The following is a 23,000-nucleotide window of genomic DNA, read 5'->3' as shown; positions in this document are numbered from 1 at the left end:
TTCTGCACTTGGCTTGCAGCTAATTTACCGCTATTAGTAGAATCGTTGCCTTCGATAACCTATTCCATGCTAACGGAGAGGACTAGTTTGATGAGCAGAATCCTAATCATGTGCCTTGTTGCGTTGTTTTCCGTTTCGAGCCTGACGGCTTGCGGAGCAGTTGGTAAAGGCAAGGGCAAAGCCCCACCGCCAGTGGCAGAGGCCGCACCAATCACTAAGTAACATCTGACCTTTGAGCAAGGGGGAGGGACTTCGTAGCCCCTCCCCCGAATCGTTGTCGGAGCCGGGCTGCCTTCGGGCAAATGCACAACCTTAGGCTGGCACTTTTGCTTGGTGGTCTGTGCTCATTCGATCTCGGAGATGAAGCGTAGTTATGACGCTTGCAAAAGGCCACCTATCCCTCCTGTTTCTCATCGCTCTCGCGCTCACATCCTGCCAATCGGACGACAAGCCACCGCAACCGAGGTTCACCTCGGACGCAAACGGTGCGCAAGTCGGTAAAGCCGCCCAGCGCGACGGCCAGTACTTCATCGAATTCCGTTCGCGCTACGCGCTAACCTACGGTCATACCTATGCGGTCTTCGGGCGCCTGAACAAGGCCGGCGGGATGATCAATCCGCAGGTCGCCGGTCTTGCGCCTGCTTCTCCCGATGCCGCGCCTTACGTCCTTGGGCATTTCATTCCGGTGCCGGCAACGACCGGGGCAACGGATGGCGATCTTGAGGAAGCCTATCGTTCGGCAAGCTGGCGGATTTTGCTGACTGAAGCCGAGTATAACAAGACCGTCGCCTTCATTCGGGAATTGCAGGCAAAATCGAAGTTGTGGCAGGCCACCGTGGATAATTGCAACAATTTCGTCGGCGAGATCGCACGTTCCATGGGATACAAGACGCCCAGCATCTGGCTTCGTCCGCAAGAGTTCATTACAAAGCTTCGAGAGATGAATACGTGAGTGTGGAGCGAGCCCGTCGGGTCATCGCTTCCACATGATCGACGAAGGGCTCCGGTGATCTGAATTGAGCGTCGCTCTCATTGGCAAAATCATATGGGTGCTTGGCATCATTGCCTGGTACGCAATTCGCTATCCTTCGGAACGTCGCGCGAGGCGAACGAGGGTTGTGAGCGACCGTCGCTCGGGAGTAGAAGTGCTTGGTCTTTCGGCCGCGCTCATAGGATTAGCGTTCGTTCCCGGTTTTTATGTCGCCACGGGGAAGCCTGAAGCTGCCGACTATACGGCGCATCTATGGGCGGTGATCCTCGGCGCGGTATTGTTTTGCTCGGCTATGTGGGTCTTCCGCAGGACTCACAAGGCGCTCGGCCGAAACTGGTCGATCACGCTGCAGATTCGCGAGAAGCACGAGCTGATTTCTCATGGTCCCTATGCACTCGTCCGCCACCCCATGTATACGTCGTTTCTGCTGATGGCGCTCGGCCAGGCGTTTCTGCTGGCGAATTGGGTGGTTGGCCTAGCGGGCGTGATTGGCTTTGCAGTCCTCTTCTTTTTGCGGGTCGACAAGGAAGAGCGCATGATGCTGGAGATTTTCGGCCCCGAGTATCGCGCCTACATGGACCGGACGAAGCGAATTATCCCCTACATCTACTAGAGGACGCCTGATGCGGGGACGTGCCATCAAACTATCACCATCACGACGGCTGGTTGGGGACCTGATGCGGTTCTCGATCGGTGTGCCGCGCGTGACGGTGCAGCGACAGATGAACCTCGGGCCATTGCAACAGGCGCGGATGGCGCAACAGAGCAAGACATCCTGGACGGTGTTGTTTCTGAAGGGCTATGCGCTGCTCAGCCAGGATGTGCCGGACCTGCGGCGCGCTTATGTCAAGCTGCCCCGGCCCCAGCTCTACGAATATCCGGTCAGTATTGCCTCCGTGGCCCACGAGCGCGAGCACGAGGGCGAGCGGATCGTTCTGCTGAGCACGATCGAAGACCCGGAGCATCGGTCGATAGCCGAGATCGAGCAACTGTTTCTTGCTGCCCGGTCAAAGCCGATTCACGAAATCAAGCAGTTCCGCAAGGCGCTGAAATTTGCGTGTGCGCCTGGCCCGATCCGTTGGCTGCTGATGTGGCTGGGGCTCAATCTAGGGCGGCAACGCGGACGCCGCTTCGGCACATTCCAACTCTCGGTCTATTCGGGGCTTGGCGCAGAATCGCTCAATCCGATGACGCCGCTGACCACGATTTTCAACTATGGCTCGATCTCCGCAGACGGAACGGTCACCGTCCGCATCCACTATGACCATCGCGTCATGGACGGTGCCAATGTCGCCCGCGCCCTGATTCGCTTCGAAAATATCCTGAACGGCGCGGTCACGGACGAAGTTCGGGGCATGGCGTCAACTGGCGCAATCCCGGGCGAAGTGACGTCGGGAAAGGCATTATGACAGACCAACAGCGTGAAACGTTGCGCCCCGCCGTCGTCGTCGTCGGTGCGTCCCGCGGCATTGGCCGGGCTATCGCCAATGTCGCCGCGCGCGAAGGTGCGATTGTCGTCCTCGTTGCACGGTCGTCGGATGGACTGGCTGCTGCAGCAGATGATGTGAAAGCGGCGGGTGGCCAGGCGTTCACCTTTTCGCTCGACCTTCTTGCGGCCGACGCCTCGACACGACTGAAGGACTTCCTCACGTCCCACGGCTTGGTCTGCGACGTTTTGGTCAACAGTGCTGGTTATGGTTTGCGCGGTCCGGCGACGACGCTGCCGACTGCCGACCAGCTTGGGATGGTCGACCTCAACATTCGCGCGCTGACCGACATGACGCTGCAATTCCTGCCGGAAATGGTGGCCCGTGGGCACGGCGGCGTGCTCAATCTCGGTTCCATTGCCGGCTTCACACCGGGTCCGAACATGGCGCTATACTATGCCAGCAAGGCCTTCGTCCGCTCCTTTTCGGAGGCTTTGCATCAAGAGGTCAAAGCGACCGGCGTGACGGTAACCTGTGTCGCGCCCGGACCCGTTGCGACGGAGTTCCTGGAGCGGTCAGGCGCGGGTCGGGCTGCCTTGTTCAAGATCCTCCCGAAGCTCAGTTCCGACTATGTGGCAGAGCGCGCCTGGCGCGGGTTCAAGTCCGGCCGCCGCCTGGTGGTGCCAGGCCTTTCGGCGAAGCTAGTGGCCCTCGTGGCATCCTCGCTGCCATCGGCGGTGAAGGTGCCTTTGATCGGTCGCCTGCAACGGCGCAGTCGCGATTTGTGTCCTTGCGGCTCCGGCAAGCCTTTCAAGGAGTGCTGCGGCTCACGGCAGGCGCGCCGAGCGGGCGTCTGAGCCCAACGGCTATTGGCCGGCGCGTTTCGCCAGCATCATGTAGTTCACGTCCATGTCCCTCGACAGGTTCCACTGATTTGACAGCGGATTGAAGAAGACCCCGGTGCGATCGATGATCGAGAGGCCGTTTGCCGTCACAGGCTTTTCAATCTCTTCCGGGCGGACAAGTTTCTCATACTGATGCGTGCCGCGTGGCAGCCACCGCAGGATATTTTCCGCGGCAAAGATGGCGAGCGCGGCGGCCTTCATCGTCCGATTGATGGTCGCGACAAACATCAGGCCGCCCGGCCGAACCATCTGGGCGCAGGTGGCCAGGAAGAAATCGACGTCGGCGACGTGTTCCACGACTTCCATGTTGAGAACGATGTCGAAGGTCTCGCCGGCTTCCGCAAGTTGTTCGGCCGTTACCGCGCGGTAATCGACGGGCACGCCAGACGCCTTCGCATGCGTCGAGGCAATGCCGATGTTCTTCTCCGACGGGTCCGCACCGACGACGCTGGCGCCCATGCGCGCAACCGGCTCCGACAGCAGGCCGCCGCCACAGCCGATATCGAGAACGCGAAGACCGTCCAGCGGCTTCGCGCTGCGGATGTCGCGTCCGAAGTTTTCCGCGGCTTTATCGCGGATGTACGCGAGCCGTACGGGATTGAACTTGTGCAGCGGCTTGAACTTGCCGGTAGGGCTCCACCATTCCGCCGCCATCGCCGAGAAGCGGTCCACCTCTCCTTGATCGATCGTGCTTTTTGCCGCTTCGCTCATGTTCCGTTCCTCGCATTCGTTCCGAGTGAAGTCGGACGAAGCCGCGCGGAAGTCAAGAGCGGATGGGGGATGCGGTGCCGCAAGCAACTTTCAGGTAAGGCGAACTGTGACGCTGCCTACACCAAGAAGATGAGGAGACGCTAAAGTTAACAATATGCTAATATACTGATCGTTTGTTTGGGGGTCGACCATGTCTCGCTTCTGTGGTGCTGTCGTTGCGAGCCTGTTTGTTGCGTTGTTTGGGCCAATGCAGGCGTTTTCAGCCGAGCCGGTGGGGCAGGCGACATTGATTCGGACGGAGGTGACGGGCGAAACCGGTCCACTCGTCGTTCGATCGCCAGTTCACCGCGATGAGCGCATTCGAACCTCCACATCCGGCCTCGGGCAGTTCATCTTCAAGGACGGCACGAAGCTTGCCGTTGGCGCCGGTTCAACGGTGGTGATCGACAAGTTCGTCTATGACGATTCCGCGTCCGTGAAGCGGCTTTCAATCAAGGCGGCGAAGGGGACGTTCCGCTGGATCAGCGGCAATTCGGCCTCCTCGGCCTATTCGATCGTGACGCCGGCCGGGACCATCGGCGTACGCGGCACGGCCTTCGATTTCTACGTCGGACCAAATGGCACGACCGCCATCGTCTTGTTGAACGGCGCGGCAAGCTTCTGCGGGCCTGGCGGCTGCAGGCAACTGCGTCAGCAGTGCGATTGCGTGATTGCAACACGTGGCGGCAGGATGACCGATCCCAGCAAGGTTGACCGCCGTACGCTCCAGACACTCAGCAATCCACGGGCATTGCCGTTCCTTTCCGGAGATCAGCAGCTTTCCGGGGCACTTGGCGGCATTCGCACCAGTTGTGGGCTGGCATCGTTGCGCCAGGACCGCCAGGATCGGCCGCAGCCACAGCAACAGCAGGAGCGACCGGCACCGCAGGCGCCACAACAAGCGCCGCAGGCTCCACAGCAGACACCGCAACAGGCGCCGGACACACCGGATCCGCCGGATAAACCGGACAAGCCTGAGCATCATCACCACGATCGGGACCACCACGATCGAGACCACCATGACCGTGATCACCGAGGGCATGACGGGGATGATGACGACGACCACGATCGCGACGGTGGTTATGGTCGCGAAGGCCGCAGCGGCAATTACTAAGGCTCAAGATGCAACTTGGTTTCGCGCGGCAAGCCCACCCGAGTGCTATCGTCGTCGGTAGCTGGGCTGTCGCGGAAGTGGTCGGCGCGGCGCCCGAGGCGGCTGTAAAATTGAGGCAATGCTGCTGTCAGTTCCACTGCCTTGAGCTTGGCGATGTTGAGCATCTTCCGGCTATCCGGCGAATGGGCGCGGAGTGCCGCGACAAGCTCCGAATGAATGCGCTGCATGTCAGCAAAGGCGCCGGAGCTCCGAACGTGTTCACCGCCGACAACAGCGTAGAGGCGCGCCCTGCTGCTTTTGCCCTTCAGCCCAAGCAGGCCGGCGTCGAGGAGCGCGAAATGTGATAGCTCGCCGGCCGTGGTCTCCGAGACGAGGATGTCGAAGCCAACTTCCTTGCAGGCGGATTCGATACGCGCGGCAACGTTCACCGCATCGCCGACGGCGGAATAGTTGAAGCGCGTCTCGGCCCCCATGTTGCCGACGCAGGCAAGGCCTGTATGAATGCCGATGCCAATGCCGACCTGATACTGCCGACCGAAGCCGAAGGCATCCGATGCGTTGAGTGAAGCGAGCGTTTCACGCATGGCAAGAGCGGCGCGGACTGCCTTCGCAGGGTGGTCCTGCACATCCACCGGGGCGTTCCAGAAGGCCATGATCGAGTCGCCGATAAATTTGTCGAGCGTGCCCTCGTTGGCGGTCACGTGGCGGCTCAGCGCATCGAGCAACGTGTTCAGGAAGCGGACGACTTCGGCCGGCTGCAGCCGCTCGCTGAGTTCGGTGAAACCGCGAACGTCAACGAACATCACCGTCAGTTCGCGGTCGTCGCCTCCAAGGCGCATCGCATTGCGGGTGTGCTCAATCCGATAGAGCAGCGAGGGCGAGAGATACTGCCCGAAGGCGCGGCGGACTTCGCGCCGTTCGCGGTCGATGACGAGGATACGAAAGGAGGTGGCGGAGAAATGGATGATCGAGCCGGCAATGATTGGTGCGAGCGGATCGAAGAGCAGGCCCCAGGAGGAAAAGGCAAACCATGAAGCAGCGAGTGCCAGCGCCGTGATGCAAAGGCCGCAGGCGAGTGCTACGGCCGGGCTGACGAAGGTCGTTAGCGCAACCAGGATCGTGCCCAATACCGCAATCGCGAGGATTTCCATGCCATCTGCCCAATCGGGCCGGGAGAGAAAGTGTCCGGTCAGGATTTGCTCGACGGTCTGGGCGTGCATGGAAACACCGGGGACGTTCTGGCCGAGCGCAGTCGTGCGGATGTCCTGCAGACCGGCAGAGGATGTCCCGACAAAGACGATGCTTCCGTCGATGGCGGCGGCGATTTGCGGATCGACGCCCTGCGGGGCAAGGATCTTGCCGGCGGAGATATAGCGTTCGGCGACATCAGGACTGGTATATAGCCACAGTTCACCGCTCGCCGTGACCGGTACGATGAACTCGCCGATCTTGACTGATGTCAGCGTGTCTGGAGCTTCGGGAGCGGCGGCAAGAACGTAGGTTGAAGCGCCTTGAGCGACGCGCAGAGCCTCGATCGCGAGATTTGGATAAAGTTGCTCACCGTCAGTCAAAAAGAGCGGCACCTTGCGTACGACAGCAGAGGGATTGCCGGGGTTGAGGCTGATATGGCCGAGGCCCGTGGCATTGATCTGCAGTTGCGGGCGCACCGGTGTCGCCGCATCGAGCCGCGGAGGGGCATTGACCGGGCTTTGGCCGGTGAAGGCAAAACCTGCCTTCACCGGCGGTCGGAAGTTACCCTCGGTCGTCAGGCCGAAACCGAGCACCACGGGGCGCCCGGCGATCGCCTCCGCGAAAAGTTCATCATTGTCAGGCAGCCGGCTCAGTAGCGTAGGGTCAACGCCCGCGACGTCGCGCATAACCGAGCGCGGCGAGAGGCGGTCAGGTTCGGCGAACAGGACGTCGAAAGCGATCGCCGCGGCTCCCATGTCGGATAGCCGTTCGACGAGCAGCGCAAGCCGGTCGCGCGGCCAGGGCCATTGGCCGAATTCCTTGAGCGATGCCTCGTCGATATCGATAATGCGCACGGGCGTCGGCTCGAAAGCGCGTGGTGAAATGCGCTGGTATTCGTCAAAGGTGATGTCGCGCAGCTGCCGCAGGAGCGGTGGGTCGCTCGCTCGCAGCACCGTAAAGGCTGCGACGATCGCGAGGCCAATGATAACGCCGATTTGCTGCGCACGCGTCATTTGCAGTCGGAGCCCTTGCGTCGGAGGCGATGGACGCAGGTCGGTGCATGTCCGGCGTCTTCTCAGCGCAGTCAGGCTGCCTGTTTCCGTGGCGTGATGCAACTGCGCCTTTCGGGCGGCTGGAGTTCCGGTATCGCGATAGCCTGCACGGAGCCCTAGCTGAACGCTTACGAGCCGCCGTCAGGTCACGAATAGCGATTTGAACTGCGGTGGCTGGCAGCGGAGATATTGGTTGGCGGCCTTCACCTGGCCACCGAGTTCAGCTGCAGCATGCCACGGCCAACGGGGATCGTAGAGGACCGCGCGGGCGAGAGCGACAAGATCGGCGTCGCCGGTGGCGACAATGGCTTCGGCTTGCATCGGTTCGGTGATCAGGCCCACAGCGACCACTGGGATATCGATGGCAGATTTGATCGCGCGCGCGAGCGGTACCTGGTAGTTGGGGCCAATGGGGATCTGCTGGGCCGGATGAAGCCCGCCGCTGGATACGTGAATTGCGTCACATCCCCTTGATTTAAGATTCTGCGCAAAGGCTATGACTTGATCGATGTCCAGGCCGCCCTCGATCCAGTCCGTTGCCGACACCCGCATCGTCAGAGCTCTGTCGGACGGCAAGGCCGCCCTGACGGCCTCGAATACCTCTAGAGGAAATCGCATGCGGTTTTCGAGCGAGCCGCCATATTCGTCGGAGCGCCGATTGGACAACGGGGACAGGAACTGATGCAGCAGATAGCCGTGTGCGCCGTGAATCTGAACAGCATCGATGCCGATCCTCGCAGCGCGAACCGCGGCGGCGGCAAACGCGTCCCGTACGCGTTTCAGGCCCTCCCGATCCAACGCCGTCGGCGGCACAGAGTTGGGATCGAAAGCAATCGCGGACGGAGCCTCGGTCTGCCAGCCATTCGAATGATCGGGAGGAAACTGCGAGCCGCCGCGCCAAGGAACCTCTGTGGACGCCTTGCGACCAGCATGGGCAAGCTGCACGGCAATTGGCATATCGGACCAGCGGCGGATGGCTTCGAGAGTGCGGGCCATTGCCGCTTCGGTGCTATCGTCGTAGAGCCCGACGTCCGCAAACGTGATCCGCCCCTCGGGAACGACCGCCGTGGCCTCGATCGTCAGCAACGCGGCGCCTGACAAAGCCAGTTGACCGAGATGGATCGTATGCCAATCGGTCATGCAGCCATTCTTGGCAGAATACTGGCACATCGGCGCAATGACGATCCGATTTGCCAGCTCAACATTGCGGACGCGAAACGGCGTGAACAGAACGGGCTGCGACAAGCTTGATCCCCTCTAAAACATGGACGCCAGGACCGGCTGCTTCTGTTGTCCGTATGTTAATGAACGGTGCCAGAACGAAGGCCCATCGTCAGCCTGAATTCAATCTCTGCGACGATTTGAACGGCCTCCTCGACAATTTCATCGGCGACCGGAGCCGATGCTTCGGCCATTTCGTCAAGACTGTCCCGCAAGAGCGCCTGCACCCTTGTCATCGCAACGCAGAGCTTTGTGTTCTCGTTTGCATTGGCAAGAGGCTTCAGGGTTGCCATCAGTCCTTCAAGGTGCACCAAGCTTCGTCGGCGCTCAGCGTGGTTCATTTCGTCCAAAGGCAAATCGCTCCCCATACTGTCCTGTGTGTGAAAGGTAGAGCAGATGGGCAGAAATAGCGCCGTGCGTGTCCACTTCAAGGATGGCTTCTGCCTTCCACGCCGGCTGCCGGCAATCTCCTTTCCACACCTTGCCACCCCCCTACAAACTCGCTAAGAGACGCGGCAACTTGGGCCCTTGGGGCGCAGGGCCTTAGAAGGGTTCCAGAAACTCCCAATTCCTGGCTCTTCAGCCATGCGGTTCCATGCAGGGTTCGTGATGCCGGGTCTGGCTTTGGTCTCTCTCGGCACTAGGTCGTGGTAGAGGCATATGGCACGCATCGTAATGAAATTCGGCGGGACCTCCGTCGCTGATCTGGACCGCATCAAGAACGTTGCCCGCCATGTGAAACGTGAAGTCGATGCCGGCCATGAAGTAGCGGTCGTCGTCTCGGCCATGTCCGGCAAGACCAACGAGCTGGTCGGCTGGGTGCAGGGCACGCCGAAGGTTGTCGGCGCCAATTCGCCGTTCTACGATGCCCGCGAATATGACGCCGTTGTTGCATCCGGCGAGCAGGTGACCTCCGGGTTGCTCGCGATCGCGCTGCAGGCGATGGATATCAATGCTCGCTCCTGGCAGGGATGGCAGATCCCGATCCGGACGGACAACGCGCATGGTGCCGCACGCATTCTCGATATTGATGGCTCCGACATCATCAAGCGTATGGGCGAGGGCCAGGTTGCCGTCATCGCCGGTTTCCAGGGTCTCGGTCCCGACAATCGCATTGCGACGCTCGGCCGCGGCGGCTCGGATACCTCGGCGGTTGCGATCGCGGCTGCGGTTAAGGCCGATCGCTGCGACATCTACACCGACGTCGACGGCGTCTACACGACGGACCCGCGCATCGTGCCACAGGCACGCCGCCTGAAGAAGATCGCCTTCGAGGAAATGCTCGAAATGGCCTCGCTCGGCGCGAAGGTTCTGCAGGTTCGTTCCGTCGAGCTTGCCATGGTGCACAAGGTCCGTACCTTCGTGCGCTCCTCTTTCGAAGATCCCGATGCTCCGGGCATGGGTGACTTCTTGAATCCGCCCGGAACGCTGATTTGTGACGAGGATGAAATCGTGGAACAGGAAGTAGTCACCGGCATCGCCTATGCCAAGGATGAGGCTCAGATCTCGCTTCGCCGTCTTGCCGACCGGCCGGGCGTTTCCGCCGCGATCTTCGGACCGCTGGCCGAAAGCCACATCAACGTCGACATGATCGTCCAGAACATCTCCGAAGATGGCTCGAAGACCGACATGACCTTCACGGTCCCGTCGGGCGACGTCGATAAGGCGATCAAGGTTCTCGGTGAGAACAAGGAAAAGATCGGCTACGACGTCGTTCAGAACGAATCAGGCCTTGTGAAGGTGTCCGTCATCGGCATCGGCATGCGCAGCCATGCGGGCGTTGCCGCCACCGCATTCAAGGCGCTGGCCGACAAGGGCATCAATATCAAGGCGATCACGACGTCCGAGATCAAAATTTCGATCCTGATCGACGGTCCGTATGCAGAACTCGCTGTCAGGACTTTGCATTCCTGCTACGGTCTGGATAAGAACTGATTCTGAACAGGCTGCCGCGCGTTCAAGTTGAAAAGTCACGCGGCCAATGGCTGTCAGACTTTGATGTTTGTTTTGGAGCTTGAGACGCAATGAGAGACCTTTCGGGCGGTCCGCGCGTGCTGCTCAAGCGGCTACGCGAGTTGATGGCGGAGCCGCTGGAGCCGCAGGAGCGCCTCGACCGGATCGTTCGCCAGATCGCAGGCAACATGGTGGCGGAGGTCTGCTCCGTCTACGTGCTGCGTGCCGACGGCGTGCTCGAACTCTATGCAACCGAAGGTCTGAACAAGGAAGCGGTCCACCTGTCCCAACTCAAAATGGGACAGGGCCTAGTCGGTACGATCGCGGCATCGGCGCAGCCGCTCAATCTATCCGACGCGCAATCGCATCCAGCCTTCCGCTACCTGCCGGAAACCGGCGAAGAGATCTATCATTCCTTCCTCGGCGTGCCGATCCTCCGCACGGGTCGTTCGCTCGGCGTTCTGGTCGTGCAGAACAAGGCAAGCCGCACCTACCGCGAAGAAGAGCTCGAAGCGCTCGAGACGACGGCGATGGTGCTGGCCGAGATGATCGCCACCGGCGAGCTCAAGAAAATCACCAAGCCCGGTCTCGAACTAGACCTGACGCGTTCGGTGACCATCGATGGTGACACCTATAATGAAGGTATCGGCCTCGGTTATGTCGTCCTGCACGAGCCGCGTATCGTCGTCACCAACTTGCTGAACGAGGATTCCGAGAAGGAAATCCGCCGCTTGGGTGAGGCGCTCGGGTCGCTTCGCATCTCGATCGACGACCTTCTGTCGCAGCGTGACGTGTCGATGGAGGGCGAGCACCGCGAGGTTCTCGAAACCTATCGTATGTTTGCCCACGACCAGGGTTGGGTGCGTAAGCTCGAGGAGGCGATCCGCAACGGCCTGACGGCGGAAGCCGCGGTCGAGAAGGTGCAGAGCGACACCAAGGCGCGCATGATCCGCATGACCGATCCCTATCTGCGGGAACGGATGCACGATTTCGAAGATCTCGCGAACCGGCTGCTGCGGCAGCTGACGGGCTATACCGGCCGCACCGCGGGGGATGGTTTCCCGAGCGACGCTATCATTCTGGCGCGTGCCATGGGCGCCGCCGAATTGCTCGATTATCCGCGTGCCAATGTGCGTGGCCTCGTGCTGGAAGAAGGCGCGGTGACGAGCCATGTGGTGATCGTCGCGCGCGCCATGGGCATTCCCGTGATCGGCCAGGCTGCCGGTGTAGTGGCGCTCGCCGAAAACGGTGATGCCGTCATCATCGATGGCGATGGCGGGCATGTGCATCTTCGCCCTATGCCGGAGCATCAGCGCTCCTACGAGGAAAAAGTGCGGTTCCGCGCCCGCCGGCAGGAACAGTTCCGGGCGCTGCGCTCCGTCGAGCCGCGCACCAAGGACGGGCAACGCGTATCGTTGATGATGAATGCCGGACTGTTGGTTGATTTGCCGCAGCTTTCGGACTCCGGCGCCGAAGGGATCGGTCTGTTCCGCACCGAACTGCAGTTCATGATTGCTTCCACCATGCCGAAGGCGGAAGAGCAGGAGTTGTTTTATCGCAACGTGCTGAAGCAGGCAGCCGGGCGGGTCGTGACCTTCCGCACGCTTGATATCGGCGGCGACAAGGTCGTTCCCTATTTCCGTGGCCACGAAGAAGAAAATCCGGCGCTCGGCTGGCGGGCGATCCGCCTGTCGCTCGATCGTCCAGGTCTGTTGCGCACGCAGTTGCGCGCCATGCTGAAGGCGGCTGCCGGCATCGAGCTGAAGCTGATGGTGCCGATGGTGACCGAAGTTTCCGAGATCGCTGCGGTGCGTGAGCTCCTGCAGAAGGAAGTTCAACACCTTTCCCGCTTCGGCCACGGCCTGCCGCGCAAGCTGCAATTCGGCGCGATGCTGGAGGTGCCGGCGCTGCTCTGGCAGCTCGACGAGCTGATGGCGGCGGTCGATTTCGTTTCGGTCGGCTCGAACGACCTCTTCCAGTTCTCGATGGCGGTCGATCGCGGCAATGCGCGCGTTTCCGACCGTTTCGATCCGCTTGGCAAACCGTTCCTCAGGATCCTGCGCGACATCGTGCGTGCGGGCGAGCGCAACAATACGCCGGTGACGCTGTGCGGCGAACTGGCCGGCAGGCCGATCTCGGCAATGGCACTGCTCGGCATCGGCTTCCGTTCGGTATCGATGTCGCCGGCGTCTATTGGTCCGGTCAAGGCGATGTTGCTCGGCCTAGACGCCGAGGCGCTGGCAAAGGTGATGAACGAGGCGCTTGACGATACCAAGTCGGCGACCCCGATGCGCGACGTGCTTGCCCACTTCGCCGACGCTCACAATATTCCTCTTTAGTTGAAGACAAGCAGAATCGGAGTGAAGGGTGGCGAAGCTTCCCGTTGAAAAGATGCGCGAGCTGGAACGCCGTTTTGGCGAGATCGAAGCGCGCATGTCGGCTGGCCCTTCGGCCGATGTCTACGTCAAGCTTGCCTCCGAATATTCCGAGCTGCAGCCCGTCGTCACGAAGATCCGCGCCTACGAGAAGGCGATAGCTGAGCTTGCTGACCTCGAAACCTTGCTGAACGACAGGTCGGTGGACCGCGAAATGCGCGATCTGGCCGAGCTGGAACTCCCTGACGTGAAGGAGCGGCTGGAGGCGCTGGAGCAGGAAATCCAGATCCTGTTACTGCCGAAGGACGCGGCCGACGAGAAGAGCGCGATTTTGGAAATCCGTGCCGGCACGGGCGGTTCCGAGGCTGCACTCTTCGCCGGCGACCTGTTCCGGATGTATGAGCGCTATGCAGCCGCTCACGGCTGGAAGGTGGAAGTGCTGTCATCGAGCGACGGCGAAGCGGGCGGCTTCAAGGAAATTATCGCGACGATCACCGGCAAGGGCGTGTTCGCCAAGCTGAAGTTCGAATCCGGTGTTCACCGCGTCCAGCGTGTCCCCGAAACGGAAGCCGGCGGCCGCATCCATACCTCGGCCGCCACCGTCGCGGTTCTGCCGGAGGCGGAGGAAATCGACATCGAGATCCGGCCGGAAGACATCCGCATCGATACGATGCGCTCCTCTGGTGCCGGCGGCCAGCACGTTAACACCACTGACTCTGCCGTTCGCATTACCCACCTGCCGACCGGCATCGTCGTCACCAGCTCTGAGAAGTCGCAGCACCAGAACCGCGCCAAGGCGATGCAGGTTCTGCGCTCACGCCTCTATGACGCCGAGCGCCAGCGCGCCGAAAGCGAGCGTTCCGCCGACCGCAAGAGCCAGGTTGGTTCCGGTGACCGCTCGGAGCGCATCCGCACCTACAACTTCCCGCAGGGGCGGGTGACGGACCACCGCATCAATCTGACGCTCTACAAGCTCGATCGGATGATGGTCGGCGAAATCGACGAGGTGGTCGATGCGCTAATGGCCGATTATCAGGCGAGCCAGCTAGCGCAACTCGGCGAGCAGCAATGAGCATGAGTGGGAAACAGGCCGAGCCTACGGTTTCCCAATTGCTGGCTGATGCTCGCCGTCGCTTCACCGAAGCTGGCATCGACAGTGCTCCGGCTGATGCTCGTGTGCTCGTCGCAGGGCTGCTTGGACTTTCGACGACCGCCATCGTGACGCGTGGCGGCGAAACCGTCAGCAAAGAGCAGATGGCAATGATCGAGCAAGCGATCGAACGCCGGCTGGCGCATGAGCCGGTTCACCGCATCCTCGGCGAACGGGAATTCTATGGCCTGCCGCTGTCGCTCTCCGCGGAAACCCTTGAGCCACGGCCCGATACGGAAATTCTCGTCGATACGATGCTTCCTTATCTGCGTGATCTTGCAAATACCGAGGGCCATATCCATATCCTTGATCTGGGAACCGGAACCGGGGCGATATGCCTGGCGCTATTGAGCGAATGTCCGGAAGCGTCAGGTGTCGGCAGCGATATATCGGTCGATGCGTTGAGGACAGCACAATCAAACGCGGACAGAAACGGATTGCGGGATCGCTTTGAAGCCATTCAGTCCAGCTGGTTTGAAAACATCCACGGCGCGTTTCATGCGATTGTCTCAAATCCGCCCTATATCGCTTCTAAGGTTGTTCACACTCTCGCTCCCGAAGTGACGAAATTTGATCCCCATGCCGCACTGGATGGCGGCCAGGATGGACTTGACGCCTACAGAACCATCGCCAAGGATGCGGCAAGGTTCATGCAGCCGAACGGCGTTGTGGGACTTGAGATCGGCTACGACCAGCGAAACGACGTGACAGACGTTTTCGAGGCTGAGGGCTTCAAGCTTCTGGAATCCGTAAAGGATTACGGCCAGAATGACCGGGCGCTCGTGTTCGCGCTCAAGTGATGCATGACAACTTAAAGCATCGAACAGGACATTGGTGCCATTACGAAGAAAAGGCTTGGATTTCCACGGGAAGCAATATAGGTTGACCCCACGCGTTGGAGAGATAGGACAGAACGGTGAGTCGTTCGATACTAGCTCGGCCTCGGGGGTCCGCTCTTTTAAACGAGAGCTTCAAAGGTTGAACACGACCCAATGCGTGAATCAGTCAAACTGACTTGAGAACAAGCGGCAGGTTGGCGCGAAGGCGCAGTATGCTTGCGGCACGAGGGCCCTGAGCCGGTGAACCGGCCACGGCGGTTGGTGCCATAACTCCACAACAAACAGAGAATTCAGGTGAACGATCTATGAGGCCAGGACAGCAGAACAAGCGCGGTCGCGGGCGTGGCAACAACGGCGGCGGCGGTGGTGGAAATAACAATAACAACAACTTCAACCGCAAGGGCGGCAATCCGCTGACGCGGACCTACGACAGCTCCGGCCCAGACGTTAAGATCCGTGGTACCGCGCAGCATATCGCTGAAAAGTATGCGCAGCTCGCTCGCGACGCGCAGAGCTCTGGTGACCGTGTCATCGCCGAAAACTACCTGCAGCATGCCGAACACTACAACCGCATCATTGCTGCCGCACAGACGCAAATGCAGGAACGCTTCCAGCGCGACGACCGCAATGAATTCAGTGAAGGCGTCGAGCGCGAGGGCGATGATGTCGAAGGCATCGACAACGACGATGTCGTCATCGTCCAGCCGCCGCGTCAGCAGCATGAGCATCAGCAGCGCCGTGCGGTCGAGCAGTCGCAGCGTCGCCACGATGAGCAGCCACGTCGCAATGACGAGCAACCGCGCCAGCCGCGGCGTCAGGAACAGCAGCCTGCTCCGGTTGAAGCCGTAGTTGCAGCTCCGCAGCCCGAAGTCATCGATGGCAGCGGTCCGCAGCCGGAGATCGAAGGTATCCCGGCAGAGGTTTCGATGGACGAGGAAAGTGCCGCGGGCCAGCCACGCGAACGCCAGCCGCGTCGCCGCACTGCCGGCAGCCGTCCGCGTCGTCCGCGCCGCGCTGCAGAAGGCGAGGCTTCGACCGAGGGTGCAGAGCCCAGCGATGCTCCTGCTTTGGCGGATGCCGCTTCGGAATAACCGGATCTCGCGATCCGATTTGGTGGATAGAAGGTCGCTCCTCGGAGCGACCTTTTTGTGTGGCCATGCCCCAGTTGATCGCGGCTAATGACAACCGGCGCGGGCCATCTTCCTCGATCACCACCGCGCAAAGCTCAGCGTAAACGCCGCGGCCGTTACCGTAACGTACTTGGATTTTTCAACGCCTTCGACGCTACTCCGCTTATGACAAAAGGAGATGTCGTCATGAAAGCCAAGGTGGGCGCCTCACTGTTCGTTGCATTTCTCATGGGTTCCACGGTGTGGGCGCAAGACGCCGCCCAAACAGGCTACAGCTTCGACAAAGGCTTTCCGACAGCAGCGACCACCGAAAAAGCGCGTGAGGACGTGCTGTTTCAACGCGCTGTGACGGCTTACCGCTTCTGGTATCCGACGGTATCCGTTGAAGGCATCTTCAACGGAAATCGAGTGGCTGGGATCAAGGACAATGGGGGCCTTGGCGCTGCGGCAGCGGGGGCCGCGCCAGGTGGGATTGACACTCAACTCCGACACGCCTTACGGATCGGCAACCCTTGACCTGAAGGACGGCCCGATGGTCGTCGAGCTGCCGCCAGGCGCTTACATCGGCTTGATCAACGACCATAATCAGAGCTGGGTTCTCGATATGGGCATCACTGGCCCAGATGGCAGCAAGGGAGGAAAGCCGGATTACAAGGGCAAGATGCCGAAGGGCTATTATGTCGGGAAGTCGGCCACCTACAAGGTCCTGCTTGCCGTGCGCGCTGCCGGTTGGCGGCGACCAGGATAAGGCACTGAAGGCGCTACATACCATCAAGGTCTATCCGCTGAGCGCGGCCAGGAAGCCGACACCCATGCCGATCATCGATACGACCGACAGGACAATGGACAGCACATCTCTCAAATGGGAGGACAATATCCAGTTCTGGGAGGTGTTGAACCGGATCATTGATGAGGAGCCGTTGGTCGAGAAGTTCACGCCTATGTACGGACTGCTTGCGACGCTCGGCATCGAAAAGGGTAAGCCGTTTGCTCCAGACGATCGTGCGAAGGCTATCCTTGAAAAGGCCGCGAAGGTCGGTCGAGATCAGCTTATCGTATCGGCCTTCGATGGCGACCGGCCCGATCGCTTCGCATGGCCGGACCGCAAGTGGGAGTGGGTCGGTCTTGTTCCCAACGAAGCGCAGTTCGAGACGCCGATGGGCGTTGATCTGGAGGCAAGCGATCGCTGGTTCGCACAGGCAATTGTAGTCGCCCGCCATGTTCCGACGGTCTGCCGGTGCCGGATCGCTGTATTGGCTCGGCGCGCGAGACGGTAGCGGTGCGTTTCTGGACGGCGGCAAGTCATACAAGCTGACTATCCCGCAGCCCGTTCCGGGCAAGCTGTTCTGGTCTGTAACGCTTTACGACGCACAGACGCGTTCGGAGGTCCAGACCGATCAGAACAAGGCGGCCTTGCGCTCGCTCTTCGAGCTTAAGGACATCGATACATCCAGGCCGGTCGATCTCTGTTTTGGCCCTACGCCGCCTAAAGATGGCGAGGGTCGCTGGATCAAGACCCAGCCTGGACGCGGCTGGTTCAGCTACATTCGCATTTACGGACCGATGCAGCCCGCCTTCGACGGTTCTTGGAAGCCCAATGACATTGAAGAAATCAAGTGAGCCAGTGACTGTCCGCTGGCAAAAGCCATCTTGCGGAGACGGGATAAAAAATATGAACCCCAGGTCGCAAGGCCCGGGGTTTTTCGCTTCCTGCCCCCCTTTAAACTTTTCAAATCCTCCACCATATCCAGCGCAAGTTCCTCAGCCACAAATCCCAAACGTGGTGGAACAAAGGGCTTGCCGTTTTGAGGGAGCTCAATCTCAGTCATCGGCCTGTGCCTTATAAGGGCAGGGCGATCCATGGAGGTACAGCATGAATATCGAAAAATACTCCGAGCGGGTGCGCGGTTTTATTCAGTCCGCCCAGACCTATGCGCTTGCGCAGGGGCACCAGCAGTTCACGCCCGAACATGTTCTGAAAGTGCTGCTTGATGACGACCAGGGCATGGCCGCTTCGCTGATCGAGCGCGCCGGCGGTGATCCCAAGGCTGCGCGCCTTGCCAACGATGCGGCACTTGCGAAGTTGCCGAAGGTTTCCGGCGGCAACGGGCAGATCTATCTTGCGCAGCCGCTTGCCAAGGTTCTTTCGACTGCCGAAGAGGCAGCCAAGAAGGCTGGCGACAGCTTTGTCACCGTCGAGCGCCTCCTACAGGCATTGGCGATCGAGTCTTCGGCTTCGACGTCGATGACGCTCAAGAACGCTGGCGTCACCGCGCTTGCGCTCAATCAGGTCATTAACGAAATCCGCAAGGGCCGCACCGCCGACAGCTCGAATGCTGAACAGGGCTTCGACTCGCTGAAAAAATACGCCCGCGATCTGACTGGCGAGGCTCGCGAGGGCAAGCTGGATCCTGTTATTGGCCGTGACGACGAAATCCGCCGCACGATCCAGGTTCTGTCGCGCCGCACCAAGAACAACCCGGTGCTGATCGGCGAGCCCGGCGTCGGCAAGACCGCGATTGTCGAAGGTCTTGCGTTGCGTATTGTCAACGGCGACGTGCCGGAGTCACTCAAGGACAAGAAGCTGATGGCGCTCGACATGGGCGCGCTGATTGCAGGTGCCAAGTATCGCGGCGAGTTCGAAGAGCGGCTGAAGGCCGTGCTCAACGAAGTGCAGGCCGAAAACGGAGAGATCATCCTCTTCATCGACGAAATGCACACGCTAGTCGGTGCCGGCAAGGCGGATGGGGCGATGGACGCCTCCAATCTGCTCAAGCCTGCGCTTGCCCGCGGCGAGCTGCACTGCGTCGGTGCGACCACGCTCGACGAATACCGCAAGCATGTCGAAAAAGATCCGGCCCTTGCCCGACGCTTCCAGCCTGTCATGGTCGAGGAGCCGACGGTCGAGGACACGATCTCGATCCTGCGCGGTCTCAAGGAAAAATACGAACAGCATCACAAGGTCCGCATCTCGGATTCGGCCCTGGTTGCGGCTGCGACACTGTCCAACCGCTACATCACCGACCGTTTCCTGCCCGACAAGGCCATCGACCTGATGGACGAAGCCGCTGCGCGGCTGCGCATGCAGGTGGATTCCAAGCCTGAGGAGCTCGACGAACTCGATCGGCGCATCATGCAGCTGAAGATCGAGCGCGAAGCTTTGAAGAAGGAAACGGATGTCGCTTCGGCCGACCGGTTGACGCGGCTTGAAACCGAGCTGACCGATCTGGAGGAAGAGGCCAATGCCTTGACGGCCCGCTGGCAGGCGGAAAAGCAGAAGCTCGGCCTGGCCGCAGACCTCAAGAGGCAGTTGGACGAGGCTCGCAACGAACTCGCGATTGCTCAGCGTAAGGGCGAGTTCCAACGCGCCGGCGAGTTGACCTACGGCGTCATTCCGGAGCTGGAAAAGAAACTCAGCGAAGCGGAGCAGCAGGACAGCGATCGCAGCGCCATGGTGCAGGAGGTCGTGACTCCCGACAACATTGCGCATGTCGTCTCCCGCTGGACCGGCATTCCTGTCGACAAGATGCTGGAAGGCGAACGCGACAAGCTGCTGCGGATGGAAGACGAGCTGGCGAAATCGGTGATCGGCCAGGGTGACGCGGTTCAGGCCGTGTCGCGTGCTGTGCGCCGTGCGCGTGCCGGCCTACAGGATCCGAACCGGCCGATCGGCTCGTTCATCTTCCTCGGCCCGACCGGCGTCGGTAAGACGGAGCTAACCAAGGCGCTTGCCCGCTTCCTCTTCGACGACGAGACGGCGATGGTGCGCATGGATATGTCCGAGTACATGGAGAAGCACTCCGTGGCCCGGCTGATCGGTGCTCCTCCCGGCTATGTTGGCTATGATGAAGGTGGCGCGCTGACCGAGGCTGTTCGCCGCCGGCCATATCAGGTCGTGCTGTTCGACGAGATCGAGAAGGCGCATCCTGATGTCTTCAATGTCCTGTTGCAGGTTCTCGATGATGGCCGCCTCACCGATGGTCAGGGCCGGACGGTCGATTTCCGCAACACGATGATCATCATGACGTCGAACCTCGGCGCCGAGTACCTGACCCAGCTCAAGGAAGGGGACGACAGCGAGGCGGTTCGCGAGCAGGTGATGGAGGTTGTGCGCGGTCACTTCCGGCCGGAATTCCTGAATCGCATCGACGAGATCATCCTGTTCCACCGCCTGAAGCGCGAGGAAATGGGCGCGATCGTCGATATCCAGCTGAAGCGTCTGGTAGCGCTGCTTGCCGAGCGCAAGATCACGCTCGAACTCGACGACGATGCTCGGAACTGGCTCGCCAACAAGGGTTACGACCCGGTCTATGGCGCGCGTCCGCTGAAGCGGGTGATCCAGAAGTATGTGCAGGATCCACTCGCCGAACAGATCCTTTCCGGGCAGGTGCCTGATGGCTCCACGGTGAAAATCACCAGCGGTACGGACCGGCTGCTGTTCCGGACACGGAATTCTGCGGTCAACGAAGCGGCCTAAGGCGCGCGACAGTGACAAAGAAAATGGTGGCTCCGGCCGCCATTTTTGTTGGATACTGTTAATTGCTGGCGACCTGCGGCGGCGGCTGATTGCCGAGGAGAGTGTCGATGCGCTGCCGCTCGTCCTCGAACTTTGCCAGCGCTTCGCCCTTCAGCGACTTGCCGCCCGGCAGACGCACGCGCAGCGGGTCGACCTTGGTGCCGTTGACGATCATCTCGTAGTGCAGATGCGGACCGGTGGATTCGCCGGTTGTGCCGACCCAGCCGATCACCTGGCCCTGCCGCACCTTGGCACCGGGAACGACGCCCTTTGCAATGGCGCTCTGGTGATTGTAGGAGGATTCGTAGCCATTGGCATGGCGGACGATGGTCTGGTTGCCGTAGCCGCCGGAGTCCCAGCCTGCCTTCTCGACGGTGCCGTTGCCGACCGCGATGATCGCCGTGCCCCGCGGCGCCGCCCAATCGACACCGGTATGCATGCGGGCAAAGCCCAGGATCGGGTGCCGGCGCATGCCGAAGCCTGACTTGAATATGCCGTTCGGGACGGGATTGCGCAGCAGGAATTGCCGAATGCTTTTGCCGTCCTGATCGAAGTAGTCGATCGAACCGTCTTCCGGATCCTGGAAGCGGTAGAAGCGGGTCTGCGTATCGCCGAAGCGGGCATTGACATAGAGAAGCTCGGAAGCAGTTGTTGCCTGCCCGCTGGCATCGGCAACGGAGAAGAAGGCCTCCAGCGTATCGGTCGGGCGCAGTTCCGCCTGGAAATCGACGCTGCTCGCCAGCAACTTGATGATCAGCGCGGTCATGTCCTTGGTCATGCCGTAGGACAACGCCGCACGATAGATACCATCATAGACGCGCGGCAGATTCTGGTTGGACGGGATGGATGTCGAGCTGTCGTCGAAGGCGGTCGTGACCGCATCGATTTGCGGTGGCTCGTGGCCGGCGACGAACCGATCGTGGTCGTCGAGAGCCACGGTGACAACATGGCGGCTGCCGCGGTAGACGCTGGCGCGAATGATCTTGGCCTGTTCGCCTTTCTGCAGGATACCGATGCGGAGCACATCGCCCTTTTCGAGGTCGTCCGATCCGATGATTGGCGACAGATAGCCGGACAGGCCCTTGGCCTGCGGCTCCGGATAGCCCGAATCCGTCATCGCCTTGATGATCGAGGTCACTTGGCGCACCGGGATGATATCGTCGGCGAACTCTTCCGTCTGCGGGGTGATCGACTCCGGTGCGGAGACCGTCATGTTCTGCTCGAGCACGCGCGCCGTCAGGCCGGCTGTCAGGTCAACGTCGTTGTCATCGGTAGAGAAGCGCCGGGGGTCGACATAGTAGAGTGCCGCTACCTGGGCTGCACCATCGGTGAGGATGGAGCCGTTGGAGCGGACGTTCTCCTCGATCTCGTCTAGCGTCATGCCGGGCGCGACCTGAAGACCATCCTTCGTGGTGGGATAGGCCACCGTTTTCAGGCTGACTTCGGACTCCACGTCGGAACCGTAGATCTGTCCGGTGCGAACGTTCGGCAGTGCATCGGGCTCGTCCGCCGAGAAGATCGTCAGGGGGTTGAAGCTCGGATAGTCCTCGGTCGCGACGTGGTTGGCGGCCAGCGTCATCTTCACACGTGCGAAGGGCTGGCGGCGGACAACCTCCTTGTCGCCCTCGTGGACAACGGTCGAGACCTCCATGATCTTGCGGTCCGACGGCTTGGCGGCAATCGCGGAAGCAATCAGGCGGCTGCCGCGCGTCACGTCGGTATCGGCATGAGCCTCGGCATTGATATTGGCGTAAGCCTCGGCAGGGATCGCCAGCTGCTGGCGACCGTCGAGTGCGGCGAAGAGGGCCACGCCCATCAGCACGCTCGACGTAATGCCGGTGAGGAACGTACCCGAAAGCCAGCGTAATGAAACCTCGCGACGGTCGGGCGCGCGTCTGCCATCAGCGAGAAGCGGCGGCTCGTTGCCGAACGAGCGGATCATCATCTTCTCCGTCATCATAGCAGGTAGATCCGCGTCCTTTCGGTGGGCGTCTTCGGGGCAGCGATGGCTGGCGCCGAAAAGTGCATAGTTTGGCAATAGAAGTCAAATGAGCGCGCATGTGCGTACCCAAATCATTCGCCCTTGAGACCATCTGATTGTGAAGATGTGAGGGCGAAGAACCTCGCTATCGCGTTTTCGGCCCCTATTTTCTTGGAAATGATCCGGCTATTGGCGCAATCTCCGGACTGAAATGTTCGCCTCTGGAAATCCGCGTTAAAATTCAATGTGATGCAAGAAATCTCGTTTTTTTTGAAAACCGGTGTTGACTTAGAAAAGGGGCAGGGTCTATAAGCCCGATCACTGACGAGGGCGGCGGCGCTGCTGGCGACGAAGTCCTTCGCTCTAAGGTTTCTTTTAAGATTGGCTGAGATGCTGATTGGTTGC

22 protein-coding genes are annotated in these 23,000 nt (G+C 60.6%); 16 read left to right on the top strand and 6 right to left on the bottom strand.

Annotated elements, in window-relative coordinates; genetic code table 11:
* Positions 1–90 precede the first annotated feature (90 nt).
* The 5 genes from ATY79_RS31630 (at position 91) to ATY79_RS19895 (ending at position 3,275) form a co-directional block, all read left to right on the top strand.
* The gene (locus ATY79_RS31630) at positions 91–222 is read left to right on the top strand and encodes an ABC transporter (RefSeq protein ID WP_088693697.1); all 132 of its coding nucleotides are present in this window, start codon (positions 91–93) and stop codon (positions 220–222) included.
* A gap of 151 nt (positions 223–373) precedes the next feature.
* Complete coding sequence (locus ATY79_RS19910) at positions 374–952, top strand: hypothetical protein (protein WP_088693696.1); 579 nt, start codon at positions 374–376, stop codon at positions 950–952.
* A gap of 64 nt (positions 953–1,016) precedes the next feature.
* Positions 1,017–1,604 (top strand): protein-S-isoprenylcysteine O-methyltransferase, encoded by a 588-nt coding sequence (locus ATY79_RS19905; RefSeq protein WP_088693695.1) that lies wholly within the window; start codon positions 1,017–1,019, stop codon positions 1,602–1,604.
* Between the two features lie 10 nt (positions 1,605–1,614).
* Positions 1,615–2,400, top strand: a complete 786-nt coding sequence (locus tag ATY79_RS19900) for a hypothetical protein (protein WP_088693694.1) — start codon at positions 1,615–1,617, stop codon at positions 2,398–2,400.
* Positions 2,397–3,275 (top strand): SDR family NAD(P)-dependent oxidoreductase, encoded by an 879-nt coding sequence (locus ATY79_RS19895; RefSeq protein ID WP_088693693.1) that lies wholly within the window; start codon positions 2,397–2,399, stop codon positions 3,273–3,275. Before ATY79_RS19900 ends, ATY79_RS19895 begins: the two co-directional genes overlap by 4 nt.
* 9 nt (positions 3,276–3,284) lie before the next feature.
* Here the strand turns inward: ATY79_RS19895 and ubiG are convergent, their stop codons facing one another.
* Positions 3,285–4,034 (bottom strand): bifunctional 2-polyprenyl-6-hydroxyphenol methylase/3-demethylubiquinol 3-O-methyltransferase UbiG, encoded by a 750-nt coding sequence (gene ubiG, locus ATY79_RS19890; protein ID WP_088693692.1) that lies wholly within the window; start codon positions 4,032–4,034, stop codon positions 3,285–3,287.
* Between the two features lie 190 nt (positions 4,035–4,224).
* On the opposite strand from ubiG, the gene ATY79_RS19885 reads away from it, so the two are divergent.
* A complete protein-coding gene (locus ATY79_RS19885) occupies positions 4,225–5,187 on the top strand; it encodes a FecR domain-containing protein (protein WP_088693691.1) in 963 nt (320 codons plus the stop codon).
* Here the strand turns inward: ATY79_RS19885 and ATY79_RS19880 are convergent.
* The 3 genes from ATY79_RS19880 to ATY79_RS19870 all read right to left on the bottom strand — a co-directional run bounded on the left by ATY79_RS19880 (position 5,184) and on the right by ATY79_RS19870 (position 8,944).
* The gene (locus tag ATY79_RS19880; RefSeq protein ID WP_088693690.1) at positions 5,184–7,391 is read right to left on the bottom strand and encodes an adenylate/guanylate cyclase domain-containing protein; all 2,208 of its coding nucleotides are present in this window, start codon (positions 7,389–7,391) and stop codon (positions 5,184–5,186) included. The two genes, ATY79_RS19885 and ATY79_RS19880, sit on opposite strands and share 4 nt — an antisense overlap.
* Positions 7,392–7,571: 180 nt before the next feature.
* Complete coding sequence (locus ATY79_RS19875; protein WP_088693689.1) at positions 7,572–8,675, bottom strand: NADH:flavin oxidoreductase/NADH oxidase; 1,104 nt, start codon at positions 8,673–8,675, stop codon at positions 7,572–7,574.
* A gap of 56 nt (positions 8,676–8,731) precedes the next feature.
* Complete coding sequence (locus ATY79_RS19870; RefSeq protein ID WP_088693688.1) at positions 8,732–8,944, bottom strand: hypothetical protein; 213 nt, start codon at positions 8,942–8,944, stop codon at positions 8,732–8,734.
* 367 nt (positions 8,945–9,311) lie between these two features.
* Between ATY79_RS19870 and ATY79_RS19865 the strand changes: the two genes are divergently transcribed.
* The 10 genes from ATY79_RS19865 to clpB all read left to right on the top strand — a co-directional run bounded on the left by ATY79_RS19865 (position 9,312) and on the right by clpB (position 20,575).
* The gene (locus tag ATY79_RS19865; RefSeq protein ID WP_088693687.1) at positions 9,312–10,586 is read left to right on the top strand and encodes an aspartate kinase; all 1,275 of its coding nucleotides are present in this window, start codon (positions 9,312–9,314) and stop codon (positions 10,584–10,586) included.
* 89 nt (positions 10,587–10,675) lie between these two features.
* Positions 10,676–12,943: a phosphoenolpyruvate--protein phosphotransferase gene (gene ptsP, locus ATY79_RS19860; protein WP_088693686.1), complete on the top strand. Its 2,268-nt coding sequence runs from the start codon at positions 10,676–10,678 to the stop codon at positions 12,941–12,943.
* Between the two features lie 28 nt (positions 12,944–12,971).
* A complete protein-coding gene (gene prfA / locus ATY79_RS19855; RefSeq protein WP_088704679.1) occupies positions 12,972–14,051 on the top strand; it encodes a peptide chain release factor 1 in 1,080 nt (359 codons plus the stop codon).
* A complete protein-coding gene (gene prmC, locus ATY79_RS19850) occupies positions 14,048–14,929 on the top strand; it encodes a peptide chain release factor N(5)-glutamine methyltransferase (protein ID WP_088693684.1) in 882 nt (293 codons plus the stop codon). The genes prfA and prmC overlap by 4 nt, the downstream gene beginning before the upstream one ends.
* A 344-nt stretch (positions 14,930–15,273) precedes the next feature.
* The gene (locus tag ATY79_RS19845; RefSeq protein ID WP_088693683.1) at positions 15,274–16,059 is read left to right on the top strand and encodes a DUF4167 domain-containing protein; all 786 of its coding nucleotides are present in this window, start codon (positions 15,274–15,276) and stop codon (positions 16,057–16,059) included.
* Between the two features lie 225 nt (positions 16,060–16,284).
* The gene (locus ATY79_RS31625; RefSeq protein WP_245306864.1) at positions 16,285–16,614 is read left to right on the top strand and encodes a hypothetical protein; all 330 of its coding nucleotides are present in this window, start codon (positions 16,285–16,287) and stop codon (positions 16,612–16,614) included.
* Positions 16,571–16,846, top strand: coding sequence for a DUF1254 domain-containing protein (locus ATY79_RS31620; RefSeq protein ID WP_245312406.1), 276 nt, complete (start codon positions 16,571–16,573; stop codon positions 16,844–16,846). Before ATY79_RS31625 ends, ATY79_RS31620 begins: the two co-directional genes overlap by 44 nt.
* Positions 16,809–17,375, top strand: coding sequence for a hypothetical protein (locus ATY79_RS31615; protein ID WP_245312405.1), 567 nt, complete (start codon positions 16,809–16,811; stop codon positions 17,373–17,375). The genes ATY79_RS31620 and ATY79_RS31615 overlap by 38 nt, the downstream gene beginning before the upstream one ends.
* Positions 17,317–17,718 carry a DUF1214 domain-containing protein gene (locus ATY79_RS31610; RefSeq protein WP_245306861.1) on the top strand — a complete coding sequence of 134 codons (402 nt, stop codon included), beginning with the start codon at positions 17,317–17,319 and terminating at the stop codon, positions 17,716–17,718. The genes ATY79_RS31615 and ATY79_RS31610 overlap by 59 nt, the downstream gene beginning before the upstream one ends.
* A gap of 253 nt (positions 17,719–17,971) precedes the next feature.
* The gene (gene clpB, locus ATY79_RS19835) at positions 17,972–20,575 is read left to right on the top strand and encodes an ATP-dependent chaperone ClpB (protein ID WP_088693682.1); all 2,604 of its coding nucleotides are present in this window, start codon (positions 17,972–17,974) and stop codon (positions 20,573–20,575) included.
* A 58-nt stretch (positions 20,576–20,633) separates the two neighbouring features.
* Here the strand turns inward: clpB and ATY79_RS19830 are convergent, their stop codons facing one another.
* Together ATY79_RS19830 and ATY79_RS31150 are read right to left on the bottom strand one after the other, a co-directional pair.
* Positions 20,634–22,574, bottom strand: coding sequence for a M23 family metallopeptidase (locus tag ATY79_RS19830; protein ID WP_088693681.1), 1,941 nt, complete (start codon positions 22,572–22,574; stop codon positions 20,634–20,636).
* Positions 22,575–22,687: 113 nt separating this feature from the next.
* A partial coding sequence (locus ATY79_RS31150; protein ID WP_210421408.1) for a hypothetical protein occupies positions 22,688–23,000 on the bottom strand: 313 nt, incomplete at its 5' end.

Origin of the sequence: Rhizobium sp. R693 (assembly GCF_002211315.1) — a bacterium.
Lineage (GTDB): Bacteria > Pseudomonadota > Alphaproteobacteria > Rhizobiales > Rhizobiaceae > Rhizobium.
The sequence above is the reverse complement of the archived record's forward strand: the minus strand, read 5'-3'. Positions and strand labels throughout refer to the sequence as shown.